25 protein-coding genes are annotated in these 23,876 nt (G+C 68.2%); 19 read left to right on the top strand and 6 right to left on the bottom strand.

What is annotated here, in order from left to right; genetic code table 11:
* The first annotated feature begins 17 nt into the window (after nt 1-17).
* The 12 genes from HDA45_RS18395 to HDA45_RS18340 all read left to right on the top strand — a co-directional run bounded on the left by HDA45_RS18395 (nt 18) and on the right by HDA45_RS18340 (nt 13,284).
* A complete protein-coding gene (locus HDA45_RS18395) occupies nt 18-1,034 on the top strand; it encodes a glycosyltransferase (protein ID WP_184896958.1) in 1,017 nt (338 codons plus the stop codon).
* On the top strand, nt 1,031-2,329 hold the full coding sequence (locus HDA45_RS18390) for a hypothetical protein (RefSeq protein WP_184896956.1): 1,299 nt from the start codon (nt 1,031-1,033) through the stop codon (nt 2,327-2,329). Before HDA45_RS18395 ends, HDA45_RS18390 begins: the two co-directional genes overlap by 4 nt.
* Before the next feature lie 74 nt (nt 2,330-2,403).
* Nucleotides 2,404-4,380 (top strand): DUF6541 family protein, encoded by a 1,977-nt coding sequence (locus HDA45_RS18385; protein ID WP_184896954.1) that lies wholly within the window; start codon nt 2,404-2,406, stop codon nt 4,378-4,380.
* A 59-nt stretch (nt 4,381-4,439) separates the two neighbouring features.
* Complete coding sequence (locus tag HDA45_RS18380) at nt 4,440-5,141, top strand: glycosyltransferase family 2 protein (protein ID WP_184905765.1); 702 nt, start codon at nt 4,440-4,442, stop codon at nt 5,139-5,141.
* 12 nt (nt 5,142-5,153) lie between these two features.
* Nucleotides 5,154-5,591 (top strand): DUF2304 domain-containing protein, encoded by a 438-nt coding sequence (locus HDA45_RS18375; protein ID WP_020632199.1) that lies wholly within the window; start codon nt 5,154-5,156, stop codon nt 5,589-5,591.
* Between the two features lie 86 nt (nt 5,592-5,677).
* Nucleotides 5,678-6,136 (top strand): uridine kinase family protein, encoded by a 459-nt coding sequence (locus HDA45_RS18370; protein ID WP_343072295.1) that lies wholly within the window; start codon nt 5,678-5,680, stop codon nt 6,134-6,136.
* A gap of 394 nt (nt 6,137-6,530) precedes the next feature.
* Nucleotides 6,531-8,204: an ABC transporter substrate-binding protein gene (locus tag HDA45_RS18365; protein ID WP_452039140.1), complete on the top strand. Its 1,674-nt coding sequence runs from the start codon at nt 6,531-6,533 to the stop codon at nt 8,202-8,204.
* Between the two features lie 87 nt (nt 8,205-8,291).
* Nucleotides 8,292-9,293, top strand: coding sequence for an ABC transporter permease subunit (locus HDA45_RS18360; protein WP_184896950.1), 1,002 nt, complete (start codon nt 8,292-8,294; stop codon nt 9,291-9,293).
* Entirely contained in the window at nt 9,290-10,225 is a 936-nt protein-coding gene (locus HDA45_RS18355; RefSeq protein ID WP_184896948.1) for an ABC transporter permease, read from the top strand. The genes HDA45_RS18360 and HDA45_RS18355 overlap by 4 nt, the downstream gene beginning before the upstream one ends.
* Nucleotides 10,226-10,231: 6 nt before the next feature.
* Nucleotides 10,232-11,227 carry an ABC transporter ATP-binding protein gene (locus HDA45_RS18350; protein WP_184896946.1) on the top strand — a complete coding sequence of 332 codons (996 nt, stop codon included), beginning with the start codon at nt 10,232-10,234 and terminating at the stop codon, nt 11,225-11,227.
* The gene (locus tag HDA45_RS18345; protein ID WP_184896944.1) at nt 11,224-12,342 is read left to right on the top strand and encodes an ABC transporter ATP-binding protein; all 1,119 of its coding nucleotides are present in this window, start codon (nt 11,224-11,226) and stop codon (nt 12,340-12,342) included. Before HDA45_RS18350 ends, HDA45_RS18345 begins: the two co-directional genes overlap by 4 nt.
* 300 nt (nt 12,343-12,642) lie before the next feature.
* On the top strand, nt 12,643-13,284 hold the full coding sequence (locus HDA45_RS18340; RefSeq protein ID WP_184896942.1) for an SDR family oxidoreductase: 642 nt from the start codon (nt 12,643-12,645) through the stop codon (nt 13,282-13,284).
* On the opposite strand, the gene HDA45_RS18335 is transcribed toward HDA45_RS18340, so the two are convergent.
* On the bottom strand, nt 13,277-13,840 hold the full coding sequence (locus HDA45_RS18335) for a CGNR zinc finger domain-containing protein (RefSeq protein ID WP_184896940.1): 564 nt from the start codon (nt 13,838-13,840) through the stop codon (nt 13,277-13,279). The genes HDA45_RS18340 and HDA45_RS18335 overlap by 8 nt on opposite strands.
* 87 nt (nt 13,841-13,927) lie before the next feature.
* On the opposite strand from HDA45_RS18335, the gene HDA45_RS18330 reads away from it, so the two are divergent.
* Nucleotides 13,928-14,626, top strand: coding sequence for an SDR family oxidoreductase (locus HDA45_RS18330; protein ID WP_184896938.1), 699 nt, complete (start codon nt 13,928-13,930; stop codon nt 14,624-14,626).
* 182 nt (nt 14,627-14,808) lie between these two features.
* Complete coding sequence (gene erm / locus HDA45_RS18325) at nt 14,809-15,537, top strand: 23S ribosomal RNA methyltransferase Erm (protein WP_184896936.1); 729 nt, start codon at nt 14,809-14,811, stop codon at nt 15,535-15,537.
* Here erm and HDA45_RS18320 read toward each other — a convergent pair.
* Nucleotides 15,440-16,363 carry an EamA family transporter gene (locus HDA45_RS18320; RefSeq protein WP_184896934.1) on the bottom strand — a complete coding sequence of 308 codons (924 nt, stop codon included), beginning with the start codon at nt 16,361-16,363 and terminating at the stop codon, nt 15,440-15,442. The genes erm and HDA45_RS18320 overlap by 98 nt on opposite strands.
* An 87-nt stretch (nt 16,364-16,450) precedes the next feature.
* Between HDA45_RS18320 and HDA45_RS18315 the strand changes: the two genes are divergently transcribed.
* Nucleotides 16,451-17,389, top strand: a complete 939-nt coding sequence (locus HDA45_RS18315) for a LysR family transcriptional regulator (RefSeq protein ID WP_184896932.1) — start codon at nt 16,451-16,453, stop codon at nt 17,387-17,389.
* Here HDA45_RS18315 and HDA45_RS18310 read toward each other — a convergent pair.
* Complete coding sequence (locus HDA45_RS18310) at nt 17,346-17,954, bottom strand: TetR/AcrR family transcriptional regulator (RefSeq protein WP_184896930.1); 609 nt, start codon at nt 17,952-17,954, stop codon at nt 17,346-17,348. The genes HDA45_RS18315 and HDA45_RS18310 overlap by 44 nt on opposite strands.
* A gap of 57 nt (nt 17,955-18,011) precedes the next feature.
* On the opposite strand from HDA45_RS18310, the gene HDA45_RS18305 reads away from it, so the two are divergent.
* On the top strand, nt 18,012-18,638 hold the full coding sequence (locus HDA45_RS18305) for a peroxiredoxin-like family protein (protein WP_184896928.1): 627 nt from the start codon (nt 18,012-18,014) through the stop codon (nt 18,636-18,638).
* Nucleotides 18,639-18,942: 304 nt separating this feature from the next.
* On the opposite strand, the gene leuA is transcribed toward HDA45_RS18305, so the two are convergent.
* A complete protein-coding gene (gene leuA, locus HDA45_RS18300; RefSeq protein WP_184896926.1) occupies nt 18,943-20,700 on the bottom strand; it encodes a 2-isopropylmalate synthase in 1,758 nt (585 codons plus the stop codon).
* Between the two features lie 244 nt (nt 20,701-20,944).
* On the opposite strand from leuA, the gene HDA45_RS18295 reads away from it, so the two are divergent.
* From HDA45_RS18295 to HDA45_RS18285, 3 genes are all read left to right on the top strand, one after another.
* Complete coding sequence (locus tag HDA45_RS18295; RefSeq protein WP_184896924.1) at nt 20,945-21,310, top strand: hypothetical protein; 366 nt, start codon at nt 20,945-20,947, stop codon at nt 21,308-21,310.
* Nucleotides 21,311-21,333: 23 nt separating this feature from the next.
* Nucleotides 21,334-21,501 carry a chemotaxis protein CheB gene (locus HDA45_RS42810; protein WP_281400787.1) on the top strand — a complete coding sequence of 56 codons (168 nt, stop codon included), beginning with the start codon at nt 21,334-21,336 and terminating at the stop codon, nt 21,499-21,501.
* A 70-nt stretch (nt 21,502-21,571) separates the two neighbouring features.
* Nucleotides 21,572-22,420: a GAF and ANTAR domain-containing protein gene (locus tag HDA45_RS18285; RefSeq protein ID WP_343072097.1), complete on the top strand. Its 849-nt coding sequence runs from the start codon at nt 21,572-21,574 to the stop codon at nt 22,418-22,420.
* Here HDA45_RS18285 and HDA45_RS18280 read toward each other — a convergent pair.
* On the bottom strand, nt 22,413-23,006 hold the full coding sequence (locus HDA45_RS18280; protein WP_246480738.1) for a hypothetical protein: 594 nt from the start codon (nt 23,004-23,006) through the stop codon (nt 22,413-22,415). The two genes, HDA45_RS18285 and HDA45_RS18280, sit on opposite strands and share 8 nt — an antisense overlap.
* Before the next feature lie 9 nt (nt 23,007-23,015).
* Nucleotides 23,016-23,855, bottom strand: a complete 840-nt coding sequence (locus HDA45_RS18275; RefSeq protein ID WP_184896922.1) for a helix-turn-helix transcriptional regulator — start codon at nt 23,853-23,855, stop codon at nt 23,016-23,018.
* Nucleotides 23,856-23,876: the final 21 nt, after the last annotated feature.

The following is a 23,876-nucleotide window of genomic DNA, read 5'->3' as shown; positions in this document are numbered from 1 at the left end:
AAGGTAGCCTCGCCGGGGTGAGTGCGAATTCGCTCCTCCCGGCCCTGTCCGTCGTGATCCCGGTCTACAACGAGCAGAACTGGATCGACCGCAGTGTGGGCGCGCTGATCGCGTCGGCACAGGCGGCGAACTGGCCGGTCGAGGTCGTCGTGGTCGACGACGGCAGCACCGACGGCACCGGCGACAAGCTCGCCCGGCTGCAGGAGCTGTACGGCATCACCGTCCTCACCCAGCCGAACAGCGGCCGGTTCGAGGCACGCCGCGCGGGGATCGCGAAGGCGTCCGGACGGCAGATCCTGCTGCTCGACAGCCGCGTGATCGTGGATTCCGGCTCACTCGCCTTCCTCCGCGACCAGCTCACCGAGCACCCGGGGCGCACGGTGTGGAACGGTCACATCAACGTCGCGTCCGAACACAATCCGTATGCGGGATTCATGGCCGGACTGGTCAAGATCCCGTGGCGCCGTTATTGCGCGAACCCGCGGTTGATGTCCTTCGGTATCGAAGAGTTCGATGTCTTCCCGAAAGGCACCGGATTCTTTTCCGCGCCGAAGGACGTTCTCGAGGATTCGTCCAACGCGTTCGAGTCGCTCTTCGAAGACGTCCGTTTCGCCAGTGACGACACGGGTGTTCTGCGCTGGATCGCCGAACGCCATCGCATCTTCCTGGCCCCGGAGTTCTCCGCGACCTACCACGGCCGCGATTCCTTCAAGAAGTTCATCGGGCAGTCGTATTTCCGCGGCACCACGTTCGTCGATTCGTATCTCGCGTCGCCCGGCCCCGCGCGCAACGGCCTGTTCGCCGCGATGGCCGTCGGCGTGCTCGGGCTCGGTGTCGCCGCGAAACGCCCGAAGACCGCCGTCACGCTGGCCGCCGTCGGTTCGACGGCCGCCGGTTTCGCGGTGACGAAATTCGGCGCGACCAAGGCCGAGGCCAAGGCGGTCGCCCAGCTCACGCCCGTGTTCGCCGCCGGATTCGGGGCGGGCGCGCTCCGCGGCCTCTTCCTGGCGCTGCGGGCCCGGCTGCGTAAATGAGCACCGCGGTGAGCAGCGAGAAACTGGCCAAGGACACCGGGAAATCCGCCGGGCGGATCGGCGTCTACCTGCTGATCGCCATCGCGCTCGGCTATGTCCTCACCGTCGTCTGGGGACGGACGCTGTCGAAGGCTGACAACGCTGTCCTGCTCTCCTTCTGGGGAATGTTGATGGGGCTGGGCGCCGCCCTGTCCCCACTGGAGCAGGAGATCTCGCGCCAGTCCGCGCACGCCGCGCTCGAGGGCCGCAAGGCCGGACGGCCGGCGGTGCTCGCCTTCGTCACCAGCGCGATCGCCGTGGTGGTCGTCGGCCTGGTCACCCTGCTCCCGCCGATCACCGACAAGGTCTACGGCGGGCAGTTCGCGCTCGCCGTGATCGTGCTGGCCGGCGGGCTTTCGTTCGCCTTCCAGTTCGCCGCGCGCGGCCTGCTCATCGGCCAGGACCACGTCCGGTCCTACTCCTGGCTGATCCTCGTCGAGGCCGCCGTGCGGATCCTCGTGGTCGGCGCGCTGGTGCTCGCCGGGCTCACGCAGCTGTACTGGTTCGCCATCGCCGCCGCGACGGGCTCGTTCGCCTGGCTGCTCTTCGCCCGCGGCGCCGCCCGGCTGGTCGACCCGAAACTCGACGCCGGCGAGCCCGCGAAGCCGGTCGTCACGAACATGCTCATGCTGCTCGCGGGCGCCGGGCTCACCGCAAGCGTCATCACCGGCTACCCGGCGCTGGTCAGCCTGCTCGCGCCCGGCGGTGACAAGGACAAGCTCGGCGTGCTGTTCCTCGCCCTGTTCGTGGCCAGGACGCCGCTCACGCTGATGGCCCCGGTCCAGGCGCTCGCGGTCCCGACCGTGGTGCGCCTGTCCAGCACCGAGGAGGGCAAGCACCGGCTGCGCAGGCTGCTCGCTCTCGGCTCGGCGGGCGCGCTGGCGCTCGCGGCCCTCGGCGCGCTGATCGGCTGGCTGATCGGCCCGTGGGTGGTGCGCCTGGTCTACGGCGCCAAGAACGATCCCGAGGCCTGGTGGATGGCCGGGCTGGTCTGGTCTTCGGTGCTGCTCGCCGCGATGCAGCTGCTCGCCGCCGTCCTCGTCGCGCAGGCCAAGGCCACGAAGGTGCTGATCACCTGGGCCGTCGTCGTCGTCGCGACCGCGCTGGTCCTGCTGTTCTTCCCCGGTGACACGGTCGTCCGCGCGGTCGTCGGCCTCGCCGCCGGCCCGACGGCCGGGCTGCTGGTCGTCATGGCTTTCGTGGTGAGGGGCACCCCGGGGACGGGCAACGCGCAGCCGTCCGAAACGTCTCGATAGTGTGGCCGCGCCATCGCGGGCCGGGAATCGGCGATGGCGTTCTTAACGCCGAATAGGGTTGGACAGCGAATTCGATGAACGTTCTTTTGGTGTTACTGGCGTTCTGGCTGCCGGGGCTCGTCTTCGGCGCCGCGATCAGGCTGCGCGGCTGGACACTCGCCGCGGCGGCCCCGCTGCTGACCTTCGGCCTCGTCGCCATCGGCATCCCGATCCTCGGTGGTTTCGGCATCCGCTGGACCATGCTGAACGTCAGCCTGTGGGTCCTGCTGCTGTCCGTCGTCGGCTTCGGCGTCTCGTTCCTCGTGCTTCGCTTCACCGCGAAGCGGCACCCTGACTGGGCCGAGGACGAAGAGGACACTCCGAGCCGCTCCCTGCGCGACCACCTGCTGATCGGTGCCGGTGTCCTGGTCGGACTCGGCGTCGGCACGGTCACCTTCCTGCGCGGCTCGCACACCTTGGACAACGTCCAGCAGGGCTGGGACGCCCCGTTCCACGGCAACCTGGTGCGCTGGATCGCCGAGCACGGCGACGCGCGCGCGTCGACGGTCGGCACCATCGCGAACCTGCCGCGGCAGACCGACTACTTCTACCCGGACACCTACCACGCGCTGCTCGCCCTGGTCTTCGGCAAGGGCGGCCTGACGATGATGCCGACGCTGAACCTGGCGGCGCTCATGGTCGTGCTGACCGTCCCGGTCGGTGTCGCGGCGATGTGCCGCGCCTGGCGCATGCCGGTCCTCGCGACCGCCGCCGCCGCGGCCGTGTCCACCTGGTTCACCGCGTTCCCGTACGACTCGCTGTGGCGCGGCCCGCTGTGGCCGTACGTCGCCGGGGTGGCGCTCGTGCCCGCGATGCTCGCGCTAGCCCGCCTGCTGCTCAAACCGCACGGCATCGCCGGGCCGGTCGCGATCGGGGTCGGCGTCGCCGGGCTGGCGGGCCTGCACACCAGCCTGATCTTCGTGATCATGGTCTATTTCCTGCTGATCCTGCTCGCGGTGCTGTTCCGCCTCGAGAAGATCGGCTGGCGCCGCAGCGCGGCCTCACTGGTGGCCACGATCGCGATGGCGGCTCTGCTCGGCGTGCCGCAGGTCCTTCCCGCGCTCTACAACGCGGGCGGAGTGACCAGCGCGTACTGGGCGTCGGAGACCAGCGTGTCCGGCGCGCTCGGGCAGACCATCACGTTCTCGCCGATGGCGGCGTTCCCGCAGTGGTGGATCGGCATCCCGGCCATCATCGGGGTGTTCTTCTTGGTCCGGCACCGGCGGATGCTCTGGATGGTCGGCGCGTACGTCGTCCTCGGCGGTCTGTTCGCCGCGACGATCTCGCTCGAAACCCCGCTCATCCACACCCTGACCGGGCCGTTCTACAACGACCACTGGCGGCTCGGCGCGCTCGTTCCGCTGGCGGGCGCCGTCGCGTTCGGCGAGTTCGTGCACACCGCGTCGGGCAAGTTCGCAGAGAAGATCGGCGAGCGCAAACCGAACCTGAACCCGGTCACCGTGGCCATCGCGGGCGCGCTGGTGATCGGGCTGGTCGTCACGGTGCTGAGCCGCGGCGGCTACATAGGCCGCAACTCCGCGCGGCTCGCGCTGAACTACGGCGCGGACGGCCCCTCGGTCAGCAAAGGCGAGGAAGAGGCCTACGCCTGGCTCGGGAAGCACGTCGTACCGGGCGAGCGCGTGATGAACGACAAGGCCGACGGCTCGGTGTGGATGTACGCCCTTTCCGGGGCCCAGCCGGTCGAATGGACCAACTACGGCGCCGAGTTCTCCACCAAGGCCGGTTGGCTCAGCGTGTTCCTGAACGACATCAACCGCGAGCCGCGCGTGCGCGAGGCGCTCACCGACCTCAAGGTGCGCTACGTGCTCGTCGGCAAGGGCAAGGTGGCCCCCAACGCGCAGTCCGCGGTGGGCCTCCAGCGCCTCGACATCACTCCGGGTTTCAAGCGCGTCTTCCACAACAACGACGCGTCGGTTTACGAAATCGAAGGTCAGCAAGGTGTGGTCGCCGCGGGCGCCACCACCGGGTCCGACACCGCTCACGGCCAGTAAGAAGATAGAGTGATCCAGTGTCCAGTACGTCCGTGACCACGCGTCGCGTACTCATCGTGATGCCTGCCCTGAACGAGCAGGCCAGCGTCGGCGAGGTCATTTCCCAGGTCAAGCAGTCCTTGCCGGGCATGGACGTGCTGGTGGTGGACGACGGTTCGTCCGACGACACGGCCAAGCTCGCCCGTGCCGCGGGCGCGGAGGTGGCCCGTCTGTCGGTCAACCTCGGTGTCGGCGGGGCGATGCGCACCGGCTTCCGGTACGCGGCCGCGCGCGGCTACGACGTGGTCGTCCAGGTGGACGCGGACGGTCAGCACGACCCCGAAGAGGTCGCCGCCCTGCTGGACGCCCTCGACGACGCCGACATCGCCATCGGCTCGCGGTTCGCGGGCAAGGGGGCGTACAAGGCGAGCGGTCCGCGCAAATACGCGATGGTCGTGCTCTCGTTCGTTTTTTCCCGGCTCGGGAAGACCAAGCTCACCGACGTGACCTCCGGGTTCAAGGCGATGGGCCCGCGCGCGATCAAAATGTTCGCCGCGTACTACCCGGCCGAATATCTCGGCGACACGGTCGAATCGCTGGTGATGGCGATCCGCGCCGAACTGAAGATCAAGGAAATCCCGGTGATCATGCGGGAACGGGCGGGCGGGACGCCGAGCCATTCACCGGTGAAATCGGCCGTCTACCTCGGCCGCGCCGGACTCGCCCTGCTGCTGGCGCTGGTGCGCCGCCGCCCCGCCGTCGACTCGTCGGATTCGGCGTAAAAGGAGCTGATTATGGCTGGCTGGCGCATTCTCAGCATCGTCGTCGCCTGTCTGGTGCTGTTCGTCGTCCTCGAGATGATGCGACGGCGGAAACTGCGGGAAAAGTACGCGGGTGTTTGGCTCGTCCTCGCCATCGGCGTGGTGGTGCTCGCCCTCGTTCCGCAGGCCGCCGACTTCTTGGCGCGCGTGACCGGCGTCCAGACGCCGTCGAACTTCGTATTCCTCTTGGCGGGCGTGGTCCTGGCGCTGGTCGCGTTGCATCTGTCGACCGAGGTCGGGCATCTCGAAGAAGAGGTCCGGACCTCTGTCGAAGAGATCGCGCTGCTCCGCTGCGAACTCGCCGACGCCCAGCGTGACCTGGAAGAACGCGTCGCCGCGCTCGAGGCCAGGACGGCGACGCCCGACAACGTCAAAGGGCTCCCCGAAGTGAGTCCCGCACGCGCACGCTGATCGACGCGGTCCTGGCGGCCCCGCCTCGGCTGGGCGCCGTCCGCGTACTCGCCATCGACGGGCCCTCCGGAGCCGGGAAGTCCACACTGGCCGTGAAGGCCGTCACGGAACTCGCCGGCCGCGGGGTCCGGGCCGCCCTGGTCAGCACCGACGAATTCGCCACCTGGGAAGAGCCCGTTTCGTGGTGGCCGCGGCTGGAAACCGGTGTCCTGGAGCCGTTGCGAGCGGGCGCGCCGGGCGTCTACCGCCGGGTGGACTGGTCGAGCGGCGTCCCTCTGCCGGGTGAAGAAATCGAGATCGACGTCCCCGACGTCCTGGTGCTGGAAGGCGTTTCCAGTGGCAGGGCGCGGATCCGGCCGTCGTTGTCCCTGCTGGTCTGGCTGGACGGCGGGAGCGAAACCGAGCTCCTCGACCGCGGCGCGGGCCGGGACGGCGAGGAATCGCGGGCGGAACTGCGGCGCTGGCAGCTGTTCGAACGCGGCTGGTTCGCCGTCGACGGGACCAGGACGGCCGCCGATCACGTTGTCCATGCGTCCGGTCCGTGAAGGGCCCCTTGCCTACCCTGAAGGTAGTGAAGGAGTCCTTCACGTACCTCAAGCCTGCCCTCACCCGACCCACTTCCGACCCGCCGCTCGGGCTACTCCGCCGGTGTTTGTCCACTTCTGTCAGTGACCCAAAGGTCGTAGTGGTGGACACCCATTTGTGTTAGTGACCCGGCACTCTGTGCGTTAGTGGTCCGAAATTGATTACGCTCCGTCCGGAATTGCCGACACTTTGCGGTCGTATTGGCCTTCGTGTAGCGCGATCGTAACCTCGCGTGCTTAAGTGCGGGCCGAGTTCCCGCTAGTGTCGGCGGGCACACCGATCGTCCGCGGAGTTCGAGTTTCCGATCGACGCCGGCGGTGACTAAACACCGAAATTCTCCTCAAGGGGTGCCAGATGCAGCAACTGCGGGTGACCCGAGCACGCCGTGTGGCCCTGATCGGGCTTGCCGGCGCACTCGCGGTCTCCATTTCCGCTTGTGCCGATTCGAAGCGTGAAGAAGGCGCAGGGGGTGGCTCAGGAGGCACCATGGTCTTCGGCGCCGCCGGTAACCCGAAGACGTTCGACCCGCTCTTCAACGACGACGGTGAGACCTTCCGCATCATCCGCCAGATGATGGACACGCTGATCATGAACAAGCCGGGCACCGCGGACCTCGAGCCCGGCCTGGCTGAGAAGTGGGAAGGCAGCAACGACGGCAAGACCTGGACGTTCTCGCTGAAGAAGGGCGTCAAGTTCCACGACGGCACCCCGTTCAACGCCGAAGCGGTCTGCTTCAACTTCAACCGCATGTTCAACATGAAGGGCGCGGCGGCCCAGAGCCAGATGATCTACTACGGCGACGTCTTCGAGGGCTTCGCCAAGAACGAGGGCGACGCTTCCGGCGACCCCGTGTTCAAGGATTGCCAGGCCAAGGACGAGTCGACGGCCATCCTGAACCTGAACAAGAACAAGGGCGCCTTCCCGGCGGCCTTCACGCTGCCGTCGTTCTCGATCCAGAGCCCGGACGCGCTGAAGAAGTACAACGCCGACAACGTCACCCAGAGCGGCGACTCGTTCGCGTACCCGGAGTACGCCACGGCGCACCCGACCGGCACCGGCCCGTTCAAGTTCGACAGCTGGGACCAGGCCAAGGGTGAGATCACCCTGTCGAAGGCGACCGACTCCCCGACCCAGACGGCCAAGCTCGACAAGCTGGTCTTCAAGGTCATCCCGGACGAGAACGCCCGCAAGCAGGCGCTGAAGGCCGGCGACATCCAGGGCTTCGACTACCCGTCGCCCGCGGACTACGGCCTGCTGCGCAACGACGGCGAGCAGGTGCTCATCCGCCCGTCGTTCAACATCCTGTACCTGGGCATCAACCAGAAGAACAACCCGAAGCTGAAGGACCTCAAGGTCCGGCAGGCGCTGGCCTACGGCCTCAACCGCGACCAGTTCGTGAAGTCGAAGCTCCCCGAGGGCGCCGAGACCGCGACGCAGTTCGTGCCGAAGGCGATCGACGGCTACAACGACGGTGTCACCAAGTACCCGTTCGACCGCGAGAGGGCGAAGCAGCTTCTCAAGGAAGCCGGCGCCGAGGGCATGACGCTGAAGTTCTACTACCCGACCGAGGTCACCCGGCCGTACATGCCGAACCCGGCGGACATCTTCACGTCGCTGTCCGAGGACATGAAGGCCATCGGCATCAAGGTCGAGGCGATCGCCAAGCCGTGGAACGGTGGCTACAAGGACGACGTCCAGAAGGCGGGCAAGCAGGACGTGCACCTGCTCGGCTGGACCGGTGACTACAACGACGCCGGCAACTTCGTGGGTACGTTCTTCGGTCGTGAGAAGGCCGAGTTCGGCTTCAACAACCCCGAGCTGTTCAGCGCCCTCTCCGCCGCGGACGCCGCGCCCGCCGGTGAGGCGCACACCAAGGCGTACCAGGAAGTCAACAAGCAGATCATGGACTACCTGCCCGCCATCCCCATCTCCTACGGCCCCCCGGCGATCGTCGTCGGCCCGAAGGTGAAGGGCCTGGTGGCCAGCCCGCTGACCGACGAGCGCTTCTACACCGTCACGGTCAACTGATCCACCACCACTGATGGCCGCAGGGGGTGGGTGCTACCGCACCCGCCCCCTTCGGCTCATTCCCGGGCTGGCAACAAAGGAACGCACGTGCTCCGTTTTCTCGTGCGTCGGCTGCTACAAGCGATACCGACGCTCTTGATCCTGTCCATTTTGATCTTCGCCTGGCTCCGGTCACTGCCCGGTGGTCCCGCCGGCGCCCTCCTGGGTGACAAGGCGACCCCGGAGAAGATCGCCGACCTCAACCGGATTCTCGGCCTCGACGATCCGATCTTCGTCCAGTACTTCAAATTCCTCGGCCGGGCCGTCACCGGCGACTTCGGCAACTCGCTGGTCTCCGCCCAGCCGGTCATGTCGGAGATCGGGAACTTCCTTCCCGCCACTCTCGAACTCGGCCTCTGCGCGATGCTCATCGCGGTGTGCCTCGGTATCCCGTTCGGTTACCTGTCCGCACGCTTCCGCGGCGGGCCCGTCGACAACGTAATCATCGTGCTTTCGCTGGTCGGCGTCGCCGTGCCGGTGTTCTTCCTCGGCTACATGATGCAGGACCTGCTGGCCGCCCCGCTGGGACTTCCTTCGCAGGGCCGTCAGATGGCAGGGCTCGACGCGACCACCGTCACCGGTTTCGCGGTCTTCGACGGCATCATCACCCAGGAATGGGACGCCGCGTGGGACGCGATCACCCACTTGATCCTTCCCGCGTTCGCGCTCGCCACCATCCCGCTCGCGGTGATCGTCCGGATCACCCGCGCGTCGGTGCTGGACGTGCTCAACGAGGACTTCATCCGCACGGCCAACTCGAAGGGCCTGACCCAGCCGGTCGTCCGGCGCCGTCACGTGCTCCGCAACGGTCTGCTGCCGGTGGTCACCGTGATCGGCCTGCAGACCGGCGCCCTGCTCGGCGGCGCCGTGCTGACCGAGCGGGTGTTCAACTTCCGCGGCCTCGGCTTCCTGCTCGCCGAAGGCATCGAACGGCGTGACTACCCGCGGCTCCAGGCGCTGCTGCTGTTCGGCGCACTGGTCTACGTGCTGGTGAACATGCTGGTCGACGTCTCGTACGGGCTCATCGACCCGAGGGTGCGTGTCCGATGAACACACTGCTGAACAAGAAGAAGGAGCCGATCGACAGGCTCGCCGCGTCGTCGGCGAAGGGCCACAGCCTCGGCGGCGAGGCGATGCGCCGGATGCTGCGGAGCCCGGTGGCCATCACCGGTGGCGTGATCACCGGTCTGTTCCTGCTGCTGGCGATCCTGGCGCCGTTCATCGCGCCGAAGGACCCGTACGAGCGGTACCTGCAGAGCGAGGTCATCCTCGGCAAGGGCATCATCCCCGGCGCGCAGGCCGGTTTCCCGCTCGGTGTCGACGACTTCGGCCGCGACTACCTCTCGCGACTGCTGGTCGGTGCCCAGAACACCCTGCTGGTCGGTGTGCTCGCCACGGTCATCGGCGTCGTGGTCGGCATGATCATCGGCGGTCTCGCCGGCGCCTTCGGCGGCTGGGTCGACACGGTGCTGATGCGCCTGGTCGACGTCATGCTGTCGGTGCCGTCGCTGCTGCTGGCGATCTCGGTCGCCGCGCTGTTCCAGAAGCCGAGCCAGTGGACCGTGATCGTGGCGGTGTCGATGGTCGGCGTGCCGATCTTCGCGCGGTTGCTGCGCGGTTCGATGCTCGCGCAGAGAAGTAGTGATCACGTGCTCGCGGCGACGTCGCTCGGCGTCAAACGCGGGGCGATCGTGGTGCGGCACATGCTGCCCAACTCACTCGGCCCGGTCATCGTGCAGGCCACGCTGACCCTGGCGACCGCGATCCTCGAGGCGGCGGCGCTGTCGTTCCTCGGTCTCGGCGACCCGGACCCGAACCGGGCGGAATGGGGCATCATGCTGAGCCGCAGCGCTCGGCAGTTCCTCGACATCCGCCCCGAGCTCGCGTACTACCCGGCCATCGCGATCATCATCGTCGCGCTCGGGTTCACGCTGCTCGGCGAGTCCTTGCGGGAAGCCCTCGATCCGAAGAACAGGCGGTGATTTCTCATGGCACTCCTCGAAGTACGCGACCTCACGGTTGTTTTCCAGCGACGTGGTGAGAAGCCGTTCACCGCGGTGGACGGGGTCAGTTTCGATGTCGAGCCCGGCCAGACGGTCGGTCTCGTCGGTGAGTCCGGTTGCGGCAAGTCCGTGACCTCGCTGGCGATCATGCGGTTGCTGGCCAAACGCGGCAACCACGTCAGCGGTTCGGTGTCGTTCGAAGGCACGGATCTGCTTCGCCTGTCGGACCGGGAAATGCGGGACCGCCGGGGCCGCGACCTCGGCATGGTGTTCCAGGATCCGCTGTCCTCGCTGAACCCGGTCATCCCGATCGGCCTGCAGATCACCGAGGTGCTCGAGCGGCACCGCGGCATGTCGCGCAAGGTGGCGTCGGTGGAAGCGGCGGAACTGCTGGACAAGGTCGGCATCCCCGACCCGTCGCGGCGGCTTTCCGAGTACCCGCACCAGCTTTCCGGCGGGATGCGGCAGCGCGCGCTGATCGCGATCGCGCTGGCTTGCCGTCCGCGGCTGCTCATCGCCGACGAGCCGACCACCGCGCTCGACGTGACGATCCAGGCGCAGATCCTCGCGCTGCTGCGGGAACTGGTGCAGGACACCGGGACAGCGCTGATCATGATCACGCACGACCTCGGTGTCGTCGCGGGTCTTTGCGACGAGGTCAACGTGCTCTACGGCGGCAAGATCGTCGAGCGCGCCGAAAGGCACGCGCTGTTCGCCGAACCGCGGCACCCGTACACCCACGGCCTGCTCGCCTCGATCCCGCGTCTCGACGCGGGCCGCGGCGAGAAACTGATCCCCATCAAGGGATCCGTCGCCGACAACATCCCGTGGGACGGCGGTTGCGCCTTCGCGCCCCGCTGCCCGAACGCTCTCGGCGTGTGCCGGGAGGTTTCACCGCAGCTGACCCCCGATCGCGGTGGGCTGCTGCGCTGCCACAACCCGGTGATCCCGGCCGTGGCCGCACGAGGAGGGGCCCGATGACGCATACGGCACCGCAGCAGGAAGTGCTGCTCGAGGTCAACGACCTCAAGGTGCACTTCCCGATCAAACGCGGCATCGTGGTCGACCGGACCGTCGGGTACGTGTACGCCGTCGACGGCGTCGACCTCGCCATCCGCAAGGGCGAAACCTACGGGCTGGTCGGCGAATCCGGCTGCGGGAAGTCCACTTTGGGCAGGGCGATCCTCCGGCTGACCGAGCTGACGGACGGCCACGTCGTCTTCGACGGCACGGACGTGGCCGGGCTCAAGGGCGAGGACCTGCGCAAGGCGCGCCGCCGGATGCAGATGGTCTTCCAGGACCCGATGTCCTCTTTGGACCCTCGGCAGTCGGTGGAATCCATTCTGACGGAAGGGATGAAGGCGCACGGCCTCGACAAGGACAAGGACGCGACGGCCAAGCGGCTGCGTGAACTCCTGTCCGCCGTCGGGCTTCCCGAGTCCTCGCTGCGGAAGTACCCGCACGAGTTCTCCGGCGGTCAGCGCCAGCGCATCGGCATCGCGCGGGCGCTCGCGGTGGAGCCGGACCTGATCGTCGCCGACGAACCGGTGTCCGCGCTGGACGTCTCGGTGCAGGCGCAGGTGGTCAACCTCCTGGAAAACCTGCAGGAGAAGCTCGGGCTCACGTACCTGGTGATCGCGCACGACCTCGCGGTGGTGCGACACATCTCCGACCGTATCGGCGTGATGTACCTCGGCTCGCTGGTCGAAGAGGCCGACGCCGACGCGCTGTACGAGAACCCGCTGCACCCGTACACGCGGGCGCTGCTTTCGGCGATCCCCGTGCCGGATCCGACGGTCGAGGACAGCCGGGAGCAGATCCTGCTCGCCGGCGACCTGCCTTCGCCGGCGCGGCCGCCGTCCGGTTGCCGCTTCCACACGCGCTGCCCGTGGAAGCAGCAGAGCCTGTGCGACACCGACCGCCCGCAGCTGCGGGAGATCGGCGCCGGGCACCGGGTGGCCTGCCACTACGCGGAGGACATCCGCGACGGCCGGATCCGGCCGCACGAGGTCAAGGCGGAACTCGTCGGGGCCGGGGACCTGAACCCGGACGTCGGCGGACTTCCGGACGTCGGCTCGGCGGCGGAGATCCTGTAGCTCGTCGAAGTACATGAAGGCCCCCTTCCTTGCGCCTAGGTACAGGAAGGGGGCCTTCATGTACTTGACGCATTTAGAGGACGAAATGCGTGGGTGGCCGTGTCGCGAAAGCCACTTTCGGGACATCTGACGTCCCGAAAGTGGCTTTCGCGACACCACGGCAAACGCCCGGCGCCCGCCGGAGCACGACACCGCGTTTAGTCCTCTGAATGCGAGTGGGCATGGGCGCATTTAGAGGACGAAATGCGTGGGTCGCGCGTGATCAGGCAGGTGGGCGCGTGATCAGGCAGACTCGGTGTCATGCGGGTCACAGTGCTGGGTGCGTCGGGGCGGACGGGGATTCACGTGGTCCGGCTGCTGCGGGGGCGGGGGCATCAGGTGCGCGCGGGCCTGCGCAGCCGTCGCCGTGCCGAGGAGGTCGCCGGGCTCGGCGCCGAAACCGTGGTCGCGGACGTCACCGCCGACGCGGACGACCTCGTCGAGGCCCTCGCCGGTTCCGAGGTGGTGATCAGCGCGATCGGCGCGCCCGATCCGGATCAGGCGTCGGTCGACCTCGTCGACCGCGACGGTGTGATCACCGCGATCCGCGCCGCGGAGAAGGCGGGTGTCGCGCGGTTCGTGCAGCTTTCCGCGCAGTTCGCGGATTCACCGGATCAGGGCGATCGCCTGGTGCGCTCGATCCTGATGGCGAAGCAGATCTCCGACAGCATCCTCCGCCGCTCGAGCCTGAACTGGACGATCGTCCGTCCCGGCACGCTCACCGACGATCCGCCCAGCGGGCACGTCAAGATCGCCGGCCACCTCGAACCCGGCCGCGTCTGCCGCGCCGACGTCGCCGCCGTCATGGTCGCCGCGCTGGAGGAACCCCTCACCGAGAACCGGGGTTTCGACGTCATCGGCGGCGAGATCCCGATCCCGTCGGCGCTGGCGTCGTTCAGCTGAGCGCTTTCTTCCGCTCCCGCGACGCCCGCAGGTTCGCGACGTTCCCGCACGTCTTCACGTCGTGCCAGACGCCGCTGTTGTTGCGCGAGACGTCGTAGAACGCCGAACGGCAGCCGTCGAGACGGCACAGTTTCAGCCGAGGCCAGATCCCGGACTGCTGCGCGAGCAGCGTCTCCGTCCACAGCGCCGAAGCGAGCCACTGCCGTCCGGTGCCGGACGGGAACAGCCGGACGACGCCGTCCCGCAGGGCCAGCTCCGCCTTGATCGGTTTCTCGACCGCCGCCTCGTCCCCGTCCAAGAGCGAAACGAACGACTCCCGCAGGTCGCGAAGCGCGCGAAGGTCGCCCGAACCCAGCGTGACCTCGGGCACGTCGGCGTCGCGGGTCCGCGACCATTCGGCCAGTGCCTCGGCGACCCACGGCCGCGCCAGGTCGGCGTCGTCCAGCAGGTCGAGGCCGTGTGCCTTGATCGCCTTCGTGTTGAGGAAGTCCTGAACGAGCGCCAGCCCCGAGGGGGCGGCGCGCAACCGGTAGCGGTCCGTCGCGGTCCATGACATAGGTCAAGCGTACTTGACTCTGTCGCCGCGCGCCCTCATGCTGACGACAGAGGCAAAAGCCGAACACTTCTGTCAAGGGAGCAAGTCATGACCTCCATCGAGGGTGCCGTCGTCCTGGTCACCGGCGGCCAGCGAGGCCTCGGCAAGGCGTTCGTCGCCGAGCTGCTCGCCCGCGGCGCCGCCAAGGTCTACGCCACCGCCAGGTCGCCGCACGAGGAGACCGATCCGCGGATCGTCCCGCTCCCGCTCGACGTCACCGACCCGGAGTCCGTCCGCTCGCTGGCCGAGAAGGCGAGCGACGCGACGATCGTCTTCAACAACGCCGGTGTCCTCGGCCTCGGCTCGCTGCTGGCCGAGGAGGTCGACGCGCATCGACCGGTCTTCGAGACGAACGTCTTCGGCGCGCTGCGCATCGCGCAAGCGTTTGCGCCGCAGCTCGAGGACGGCGGCGCACTGGTCAACGTCCATTCCGTCCTGTCGTGGGCGTCGGGCTCGGGTTCGTACGGCGCGTCGAAAGCCGCGTTCTGGTCGATCACCAACTCGCTCCGCATCGAGTTCGCCGAGCAGGACACCCAGGTCGTCGGCGTCCACCTCGGCTACACCGACACCGACATGACCCAGGGGTTCGAGGTCGAGAAGAACGACCCGCGCGACGTCGCCCGCCAGGTCGTCGACGGGCTCGAAAAGGGCGAGACCGAGGTGCTCACCGACGACCTCACCCGCGGGGTGAAGGCCGCGCTGTCCGGGCCTGTCGAGCACCTCGGCACCAGTCGTATCGGCGCGTAGAAAAGCGTTGGCGGAAGCACGCCGGCTCGAGGTAGCTTCGCTGCCATGTGTGCTTCCGCCTTCACCAGGACCCGCCGCGCCTAGCGGCGGATTCCACGCTCCAGCAAGGAACCGCCGCCCGAGCGAGTCATCGCCGGGCCTGCTTCAGGCTGCCCGGCTCACCTCGAAGCCGCGGAGACCCCTTGCGCACACACCGTCCTGGCCGTCATGAGCTCGGCCAGAACTTCCTCATCGACCGGAAAACCATCGAAACCGTCGTGAAGCTCGTCGCCGAAACCGGCGGGCCGATCATCGAATTCGGCACGGGCGACGGCGCGCTCACCCTGCCGCTGGAACGGCTCGGCAGGCCGCTGACCGGCGTCGAGATCGACGCCCGTCGCGCCGCCCGGCTGGCGGGACGCGTCCGGCCGTCCACTGAGATCGTCACCGCGGACTTCCTGCGGTTCCCCCTGCCGAAAACGCCCTGCGTACTGGTCGGCAATCTGCCCTTCCACCTGACCACCGCGACGCTGCGCCACGTCCTCGCCGCTCCCGGCTGGAGCGACGCCGTCCTGCTCGTGCAATGGGAGGTGGCGCGCCGTCGCGCCGGGGTCGGCGGCGCGACCATGATGACCGCCCAGTGGTGGCCGTGGTTCGACTTCCGGCTGGCCGGACGGGTCCCCGCGGCGGCGTTCCGTCCCCGGCCCGGTGTCGACGGCGGCCTGCTGACCATGACCCGCCGCGAGCGCCCGCTCGTCGACGACACGGATCGTGCGCGCTACCAGGACTTCGTGCGGCGGGTGTTCACCGGGCGCGGCGCCCGGCCCGCACGGCTCACCGCACTCCAGTGGGCTGAGGCGTTTCGGCTTCGGCGAGGAAGTCCGGCTCGCGCACGCGGCGCTTCGTCGAACCGAACAGCACGCCGCCGATGACGACGGCCGCCGCGACGACCTCGAGCGGCGACGGCCGCTCGTCGAGCACGAGGAACGCCACCGACAGCCCGACCACCGGCACCAGCAGGGAGAACGGCGCGACCACACCCGCCGGATTGCGGCGCATCAGCGAAGTCCAGATCCCGGAGCCGACGATCGTGCCGAACACCACGACGTAGGCGAGGCCGCCGAGGCCGATCAGCCCGGTCGGGGTGCCGAGCGTGCTCAGCGAGTGGCCGATCTCCGCCGGGCCTTCCATCGCCAGTGACAGCGCGAACATCGGCAGCGGCGGCACCACCGACATCCAGAGGACGAAGTTCAGCGGGTTGTCCGGTGCCGCCTGCCGCGTGCTCAAGTTGCCGAAAGCCCAGCTCAGCGCGCCGAGAAGGGTCAGGATCACCGGCAGCAGGGCGGCGTTCCCGGCCTGCTGCCAGGCGATCGTCGCCATCCCGGCGACGGCGAGCAGTATCCCGGCGAGCTGCCGTCCGGACACGCGTTCCCGCAGGAACACGGCGCCGAGCAGGACGGTGAACGGGGCCGAAGCCTGCAGCACCAGCGACGCGAGGCCGGTCGGCATGCCGGTGTCCATCGCGATGAAGAGGAACACGAACTGCCCGGTGCCGAAGCCGAGCCCGTAGCCGAGCAGGTGGCGGATCTTCACCTTCGGCCACGGCACGAACAGGATGGTCGGGATCGCGATGACCGCGAAGCGCAGCCCGCCGGCGAAGACGGGAGGGAACTGCCCGAGGGTGGCGTGGATGGCGAGGAAGTTGCAGCCCCAGAGGACGGCGACGAGCAGGGCGAGCAAACGGTCGCGGGCGGGCATGCCTTCACTCTTACGGGGGCATATCGTGAAGGACAAGCGATAATATTTTCAGTGACCGTTCAGTTTCGCTTCACATATGCTGGCGGGATGGACATCGGCCGATTGCGGACCTTGCGCGAGTTCGCCGATCGCGGCAGCGTGACGGCGGCCGCGAAGGCGCTGCACTGCACCCCTTCCGCGGTTTCCCAGCAACTTCGCGCCTTGCAGGCCGACGTCGGTCTCGCGCTGACGGAACCGGCGGGCCGGGGACTCCGGCTGACCGACGCGGGCCGGGCGCTGGTCGCCCGCGCGGACGACGTGCTCGCCGCACTCGATCGCGCGGAGTCCGAATTGGACACTTACCGCAGCGCTCCCCGCGGCCGGGTCCGGGTGGCGATCTTCCAGTCGGCCGGGCTGATGCTGCTCCCCGGTCTGCTGCGCCGGACGGCGGAATTCGAGGGACTGGAAGTCATCGTGCGCGACGTCGACATGACCCCGCCGGAGGTCCCGGGGCTCGTCGCGGACTACGACATCGTGGTGGCACACCGGGACGAGCACGCACCTTCGCTCGGCTCGGAACGGCTGGAGACGCGTCATCTGCTGCGCGAACCGCTCGACGTCGCGCTGCCAGCCGGGCATCGGCTCGCCAAACGGCGCCGCATCGAACTCGCCGAACTGGCCGACGAACGCTGGATCAGCGTCAACGCCGGTTTCCCTGTCGACGACATCCTCCAGTCGCTGATCATCCGCACCGGCGTGCGCCCGCAGGTCGTCCAGCGCATCAACGATTTCCGCATCACCGAACGGCTCGTCGCCGCCGGGCACGGGATCGCGCTGCTGCCCCGGTACACCATGGACACCCGGCGCGGCAGCGGCCTGGTCTGCCGTCCGCTCGCCGGGATCAAAGCGGCGCGGCACGTGGAGGCCGTCTGCCGGCTCGGCGCGTCTTCGCGGCCCGCGGTGGCGAAGATCCTCGTCGCGCTGGCCGACGAGGTCGAGGCGCTCACGGGCGAGCGTGACTCTTCAGGTGGTCCAGCGCGAGCTTGAGCGCGTCCGCGATCGGGGTGATGTCGTGGCGCAGATGGGCCATCAGCAGGCCGCCCTGGACACACGCCATCGCGGTCTGCGCGAGCCGGGCGATGTCGGCGTCTTCGGCGAGCTTTCCCTGTTCCTGCAACGACTTCAGTCCGCGCTCGAGATGTGACTCCCATTCGCGGTAGGCCTTGTCCAGCAGGGGCGCCATCTTGGGGTCGTCGCCGAGCTCGCCGGCGAGATTGCCGAGCGGGCAGGCGATCGGTCCCTGCGGGGTGGTCTGGATGGCGAGGATCTCCCCGGCCCACTGCTCGAAGTCGGCCCAGTCGTGCAGCGCGAAGATGGTCGGCTGGTTGCCGAGGATGTTCTCCAGGAAGCGCGCGATGACCGCTTCGACCAGCTGTTCCTTGTTCTTGAAGTAGTGGTACATCTGCGATTTCCCGGCCCCGCTCGCCGCGAGCACCTTGTCGACGCTCGTCCCGGCGACGCCGTTGACGTACATCAGCCCCGCCGCCGAGTCGACGATCGCGTCCCGGGTCAGGCGCCCGCGTGGGGTCGAAGCAGCCGGTTGACCATCCATGTACCGAATAGTACAGTCGGCTCCACTGTACCGATCAGTACAACCAAAGGAGTGACCATGGGGGATCTCGACACCGACCTGTCCGAGCTGCGGGAATCCGTCGCGACGCACGTCCCGGCGGAGATCGCCGAAGTGCTCAAGGCCGATCGCGCGTCGTTCGTCGGAGTGGTCGCCGAGAAGGCCGCGAAACCGGGGGCGGCGATGCCGGATCTCGCGCTGCCGGACGCGAACGGTGGCCGGGTCTCGGTCAAGGACGGGCCCGCGGTCGTGGTGTTCTACCGCGGCGCGTGGTGCCCGTACTGCAATCTGGCGCTGCGCGCGTACCAGCAGGAGGTGCTGCCGGAACTGGAGGGCCTGGGGGTGAAGCTGATCGCGGTCAGCCCGCAGCTCCCGGACGGTTCACTGTCCACAAAGGATCTGGAATTCACCGTTCTGTCCGATGTGGACAACGAGCTCGGCCGCGCGCTCGGCATCACGTTCCGGCTGGCGCCGGAGACGAAGCCGGCTTTCGACACGCTCATCGGCGACGTCGAGAAGATCAACGGCTCGGCGGAGTGGGAGCTGCCGTACCCGACAGTCCTGGTCGTGGACGGTGAAGGCGTCATCCGCTACATCGACGTCCATCCGGACTACACCACCCGCACCGACCCGGCCGACATCCTGGCCGCGGTGAAAGCCCTCTAACGCTCGTGACTCGCGTGTCCCGGCACGGAACTCGCGTGCTCGGAGCCGTAACTCGCGTGCTCGGAGCCGTAACTCGCGTGCTTGGCGGCGGAACACGCCCGAGGCCGGATCGCATCGTGTCTTCCGGCCCCAATCACGCGTGATCCGCCTTGAGACACGCGTGATCCGGCTCCGAACACGCGTGATCCGGCTAGCGCACCTGGCCGGATCGCGGGGGGCTGAAGGGGCCCTTCACCGCATCCGACGCAGCGAAAGGGCCCTTCACCGCATCGCATGCGGTGAAGGGCCCCTTCAGCTCAGGGCTTTAGCGGTGAGCCCGGTTCACGGCCGAGACGACGGCCCGCAGGGAAGCGGTCACGATCGACGGGTCGATCCCGATGCCCCAGTACACCCTGTCGGAGATCGCGCACTCGATGTACGACGCCGCCCGCGCGTCGTCGCCCGGCGAGAGCGTGTGCTCGCTGTAGTCCAGCAGCCGCAGGTCGAATCCGACCGTCGACAGCGCGTCGAAGAAGGCCGCGATCGGACCGTTCCCGCGTCCGGTGACCTCGTGCTCGTCGCCCTCGACCCGCACGGTGGCGGTGATGTCGTACTCGCCGTCGCCGTTGTCCCGCACGTGCTGGCGGACCAGCTCCAGCGGCGTCTTCAGCTCCAGGTACTCGGCCGAGAACGCGTTCCACATCGTGGTCGGGTCGACTTCGCCGCCCTCGGTGTCGGTGTGGCGCTGGACGACTTTCGAGAACTCGATCTGCAGGCGCCGCGGCAGGTCGAGCTGGTGCTCGGCCTTCATGATGTAGGCGACGCCGCCCTTGCCGGACTGCGAGTTCACCCGGATCACGGCCTCGTAGTTGCGGCCGATGTCCTTCGGGTCGATCGGCAGGTACGGGACCTCCCACGGGTGCTCGTCGACCGGCGTCCCCGCCTTGTCGGCGGCGGCCTTCAGCGCGTCGAGGCCCTTGTTGATCGCGTCCTGGTGGCTGCCGGAGAACGCGGTGAACACCAGGTCACCGGCCCACGGGCTGCGTTCGTGCACCGGCAGCTGGTTGCAGTATTCGACGGTCCGCTTGATCTCGTCCATGTCGGAGAAGTCGATCTGCGGGTCGACGCCCTGGCTGTAGAGGTTCATGCCCAGCGCGACCAGGTCGACGTTGCCGGTGCGCTCGCCGTTGCCGAACAGGCAGCCTTCGATCCGGTCCGCGCCCGCCTGGAAGCCGAGTTCGGCGGCGGCGATACCGGTGCCGCGGTCGTTGTGCGGGTGCAGCGACAGGATCACCGAATCGCGGCGCTCCAGGTTGCGGTGCATCCACTCGATCGAGTCGGCGTAGATGTTCGGCGAAGCCATCTCGACGGTGGCAGGCAGGTTCAGGATGACCGGCTTCTCCGGCGTCGGCTGCCAGATCTCGGTGACGGTGTTGCAGACCTCGAGCGCGTAGGACAGCTCGGTGCCGGTGTAGGACTCCGGCGAGTACTGGAAGCGGAAGTCGGTATCCGGCTGCTTCGCGGCGTAGTCGACGACCAGCTCGGCCGCCTGCGAAGCGATCTTCGTGATGCCGATGCGCTCCTCGCGGAACACCACGCGGCGCTGCAGGATCGACGTCGAGTTGTAGATGTGGACGATCGCGCGCGGCGCCCCTTCGAGCGCCTTGAAGGTGCGCTCGATCAGCTCGGGACGGCATTGGGTCAGCACCTGGATGCTGACGTCGTCCGGGATGGCGCCCTCGTCGATGATCTCGCGGACGAAGTCGAAATCGGTCTGCGACGCCGCCGGGAAACCGACCTCGATCTCCTTGTAGCCCATGCGGACCAGCAGATCGAAGAACTTGCGCTTCCGGGCGGGCGACATCGGGTCGATCAGGGCCTGGTTGCCGTCGCGCAGGTCGACGGCGCACCACAGCGGGGCGGTGTCGATGCGCTTGTCCGGCCAGGTGCGGTCCGGCAGTTCGATGTCCTCGACCAGCTCGGACCAGGGACGATAGCGGTGTACGGGCATCGAAGTGCCGCGCTGGGTGTTCCACGCCGCCTGCTCGGAAGGGGCCGGGCGCGTGGGCTTACGGATGCTCATGAGGGGACGGTTCTCCTGAAGAATCGGGTGCGACGACCGGCACCACGAAGCCCCGCGACGGGGAGCCGGTCAGATCAGGCCCCGTCGCGGCAGCGAAGCAGGAGAGCTCGAGCCACGACGCCACCTTAACCGCGAGATCTCCCGAAAGGAAACCCGGGCCGCGATCGAACCGTGACCAGAGTGGCGCCCATTCGGGTTACTCGCGGGTAGCAATCGGACCAGGCGGCGTGCCACACTGCCCGGCATGGGCGAGCACGCTGAAGAGAAGGAAACCGCAGATCAGAAGACCAGGCGCAAGGTCGACTGGCGTGCGGGCGGCGGTCGCGCGGCCGGGGTGCTGGCGAGCGTCGTCCGCTGGGTCGGCCTGATCTTCGCGGCGATCCTGGTGCTGCACGTCGTCTTCGTGATCGGCGAGGCGAACCCCGACAACGGCATCGTGTCGTTCGTCCGCGGCTGGGCCGAAGGGCTGCTGCTGGGCTTCAAGGACCTCTTCATGCCCGAGGACGCCAAGCTCCGCGTGCTGATCAACTACGGCATCGCCGCGATCTTCTGGATGGTGGTGACCGGAATTCTCGCCAAGGTCATCCGCCGCGTGGGCGGTTCCGCCTAGCTTTCGAGCATTACGCTTGGAGGATGCGCGGCCGCCTTGAGTCGACGGCCTTCGAGATCGTCGCCATCGGATCCTCGGCTGGCGGAGTCAAGGCACTCCTCACGGTGCTGTCGGCTCTTCCCGCCGACTTCCCCGTGCCGGTGGTCGTCGTCCAGCATCTCGATCCCCGCCGGACCGCCACCTTCTGGTGAATCCCGACGGCACCCTGAAACTCTCGGCGAGCGGGCCGGTGGTCGATCCGATTCATCGGTTCTGCGTGGTGTGATCGAAGCCGAGCGTGCGCGCGCGGATCGCGCGGCCGGGATCGCCTGGCGGCACGAACGGCTGATGGCGACGGCCGCCGAATCGATGCGCTCCTTCCATCAGCGGATGGTGAAACTGCACCAGGCCACCGAAATCCGGCATCGGGTCGCGGCCGAATTGCACGCCGGCTACCTCGAAGCCGTTGGCGCGGCCCGGTCGCAGGAGCCGCCCACCCTTCCTCCCGCGTTCATGACGGCGGTGGCGAAGACCGCCGGCATTCCGAGTCTGGCGGTGACCCTGTACTGCTCCGACGGGAGCGAGGCCGCGGTCGTCACGTCGGATTCCGTGGCCGTCAAGGCGCATGATTTCGAATACCTCTTCGGCGAAGGACCGTCCTGGATGGCGTCGGGCAGTCTGGCCGCACTGAACGTCTACGGTCAGTCGGCCCTGGAGCGGCGGTGGCCCGAGTTCGGCTCGGCCGCGCGGGACCTGGGTGTCCACGCGGTGGTCGCGGCCCGGCTGGGCACCGCGGCCGTCCCGGTGGGCATTCTGACCGCGTACCGGCCCGAGCCGGAACCGGACGCCGAAATGGCCCGTTCGGTGCGGGTGATCGCCGAGGCGCTGACCACCACCGCGCTGCATCCGGACACCCGGATCGACAGCGAGGACGGACTTCCCGCGCATCCGCTGTTCGACGACATCGATCTCCGTGTCGCCGTGCATCAGGCGACCGGAATGGTCATGGCCGCACATGATTGCGGTGCCCCGGACGCGCTGGCCATGATCCGCGCGCACGCCTTCGCTCAGGACGAGAACGTCACAGAAGTCGCGCAAGCGATCGTGAGCCGGACTTCGTCGCTCAGCTGACGTCGAGCCGTTCGTATGCCGCGACAGCGGCCTTCGGGTCGTCCGCGTGGAACTTCACGACACGGATGCTCTCGGTCTTGCCGAGCGGGCGGGTCATCGTCATCGGCTCACGCAGTTCCGCGATCAGATTCGTCTCGTAGAAATTGTCGTAACTGAGCCAAGTCCCGTCGCGGAACGCCTTCGCCTCGGCGGGATCGTGGCTCTCTTTCAGATGCCGCAGCGTGGAGACGTTCTCCCTCGGGATCCGCAAGTCGTAGAACGAGCTGTAGCGCACCCGCACTTCGCGCGGCGAGATCACGTGCGGCCGGACCACGGTGCCCGCGTAGACCCCGAAGACCAGCAACGCCGAGTACACGCCGAGGACGAGCAGCAGCAGATCGACGACCAGACCGAAGTCGATCAGCCAGAAAAGACCGGCTTCGAAGGCGCTCACCACCGCGAAGACGATGAAGATCGCCTTGCCGTTGGCGCCGTACGGCACCGCGACGGCGTCTTCGTCGACCCCGTCCTCGCGGCGTCTCAGATACAGCCAAAGACCCGCCATCGTGCGTGATTCGTTGCGGACGAGACTGCGCAAAGCCCCCATATCCCCAGGTTAGCGATCGAACTGGGTCAGGATCTTCAGCGCGTCGGCGGATCCGGGGTCCTTCGGCGTGTAGATCTCGAGCCGGTGGTCGGGGCTGTCGGGCTGGAGCCACACCTGGTAGTCGACGCTCACCGCGCCGACCGTGGGATGCCGCAGGTGCATGGCGCCGATCGTGCAGTCGGCGACGTCACCGGTCGCCCAGAGCGTCGCGAACTCGTCGCTGCGCATCGAAAGCTCGCCGATGAGAGCGGCGAGGCGGGCGTCCGTCGGGTAGCGGCCGGCGGTGAGCCGCAGGTAGGCGACATGGATGGGCGCGAGTTCGGCCCGGTTGCGGTGCAGGTCGCGGGTGAGCGGGTCGAGGAAGAACAGGCGAGGGAGCGACGGCCGCCGTTCCGGATCCCCCGGAGCGTCGAAGTCGAGGTGCTCGGCCATGAGCGCGTGCCCGGCGTGGTTCCAGGCGAGGACGTCGCCGCGACGGCCGAAGACGAGCGCGGGCACGGCCTCGCCGAGGTTCTCCAGCAGCGCGAGGACCCGGGGATGCGGATCCTCGGGGCCGGGGTCGGACAACTTCGGCGGCGCGGACTGCCGGGCGAGGTTGTGTAGATGGCCCGTCTCGACGTCGTCGAGCCGGAGCGCGCGGGCGAGCGCGTCGAGCACCTGCCGTGAAGCGGTCTCGGCCAGCCCCTGTTCGAGCCGCGTGTAGTACCCGGCGCTCACTCCGGCGAGCTGGGCGAGTTCCTCGCGGCGCAGACCGGGCACCCGGCGTGAGGTGCCGTACGTGCGCAGGCCGATTTCGGCGGGAGTCACCCGGTCACGACGGCTCTTGAGGTACACGCCGAGGCTTTCCATGATTTCGAGCCTAGGTTCCCG

Origin of the sequence: Amycolatopsis umgeniensis (genome assembly GCF_014205155.1) — a bacterium.
GTDB classification, from domain to species: domain Bacteria; phylum Actinomycetota; class Actinomycetes; order Mycobacteriales; family Pseudonocardiaceae; genus Amycolatopsis; species Amycolatopsis umgeniensis.
This window is presented reverse-complemented; position numbering and strand designations above follow the sequence as displayed.

Coding starts and splice junctions, on each gene's coding strand:
- leuA (WP_184896926.1), bottom strand. CDS start 20,700: ATGAGCATCCGTAAGCCCACGCGCCCGGCCCCTTCCGAGCAGGCGGCG.
- HDA45_RS18310 (WP_184896930.1), bottom strand. CDS start 17,954: ATGGATGGTCAACCGGCTGCTTCGACCCCACGCGGGCGCCTGACCCGG.
- HDA45_RS18390 (WP_184896956.1), top strand. CDS start 1,031: ATGAGCACCGCGGTGAGCAGCGAGAAACTGGCCAAGGACACCGGGAAA.
- HDA45_RS18380 (WP_184905765.1), top strand. CDS start 4,440: ATGCCTGCCCTGAACGAGCAGGCCAGCGTCGGCGAGGTCATTTCCCAG.
- HDA45_RS18320 (WP_184896934.1), bottom strand. CDS start 16,363: ATGCCCGCCCGCGACCGTTTGCTCGCCCTGCTCGTCGCCGTCCTCTGG.
- HDA45_RS18365 (WP_452039140.1), top strand. CDS start 6,531: ATGCAGCAACTGCGGGTGACCCGAGCACGCCGTGTGGCCCTGATCGGG.
- HDA45_RS18280 (WP_246480738.1), bottom strand. CDS start 23,006: ATGGGGGCTTTGCGCAGTCTCGTCCGCAACGAATCACGCACGATGGCG.
- HDA45_RS18295 (WP_184896924.1), top strand. CDS start 20,945: ATGGGCGAGCACGCTGAAGAGAAGGAAACCGCAGATCAGAAGACCAGG.
- HDA45_RS42810 (WP_281400787.1), top strand. CDS start 21,334: ATGCGCGGCCGCCTTGAGTCGACGGCCTTCGAGATCGTCGCCATCGGA.
- HDA45_RS18305 (WP_184896928.1), top strand. CDS start 18,012: ATGGGGGATCTCGACACCGACCTGTCCGAGCTGCGGGAATCCGTCGCG.
- HDA45_RS18340 (WP_184896942.1), top strand. CDS start 12,643: ATGCGGGTCACAGTGCTGGGTGCGTCGGGGCGGACGGGGATTCACGTG.
- HDA45_RS18350 (WP_184896946.1), top strand. CDS start 10,232: ATGGCACTCCTCGAAGTACGCGACCTCACGGTTGTTTTCCAGCGACGT.
- HDA45_RS18355 (WP_184896948.1), top strand. CDS start 9,290: ATGAACACACTGCTGAACAAGAAGAAGGAGCCGATCGACAGGCTCGCC.
- HDA45_RS18275 (WP_184896922.1), bottom strand. CDS start 23,855: ATGGAAAGCCTCGGCGTGTACCTCAAGAGCCGTCGTGACCGGGTGACT.
- HDA45_RS18335 (WP_184896940.1), bottom strand. CDS start 13,840: ATGTCATGGACCGCGACGGACCGCTACCGGTTGCGCGCCGCCCCCTCG.
- HDA45_RS18375 (WP_020632199.1), top strand. CDS start 5,154: ATGGCTGGCTGGCGCATTCTCAGCATCGTCGTCGCCTGTCTGGTGCTG.
- HDA45_RS18345 (WP_184896944.1), top strand. CDS start 11,224: ATGACGCATACGGCACCGCAGCAGGAAGTGCTGCTCGAGGTCAACGAC.
- HDA45_RS18330 (WP_184896938.1), top strand. CDS start 13,928: ATGACCTCCATCGAGGGTGCCGTCGTCCTGGTCACCGGCGGCCAGCGA.
- HDA45_RS18315 (WP_184896932.1), top strand. CDS start 16,451: ATGGACATCGGCCGATTGCGGACCTTGCGCGAGTTCGCCGATCGCGGC.
- HDA45_RS18385 (WP_184896954.1), top strand. CDS start 2,404: ATGAACGTTCTTTTGGTGTTACTGGCGTTCTGGCTGCCGGGGCTCGTC.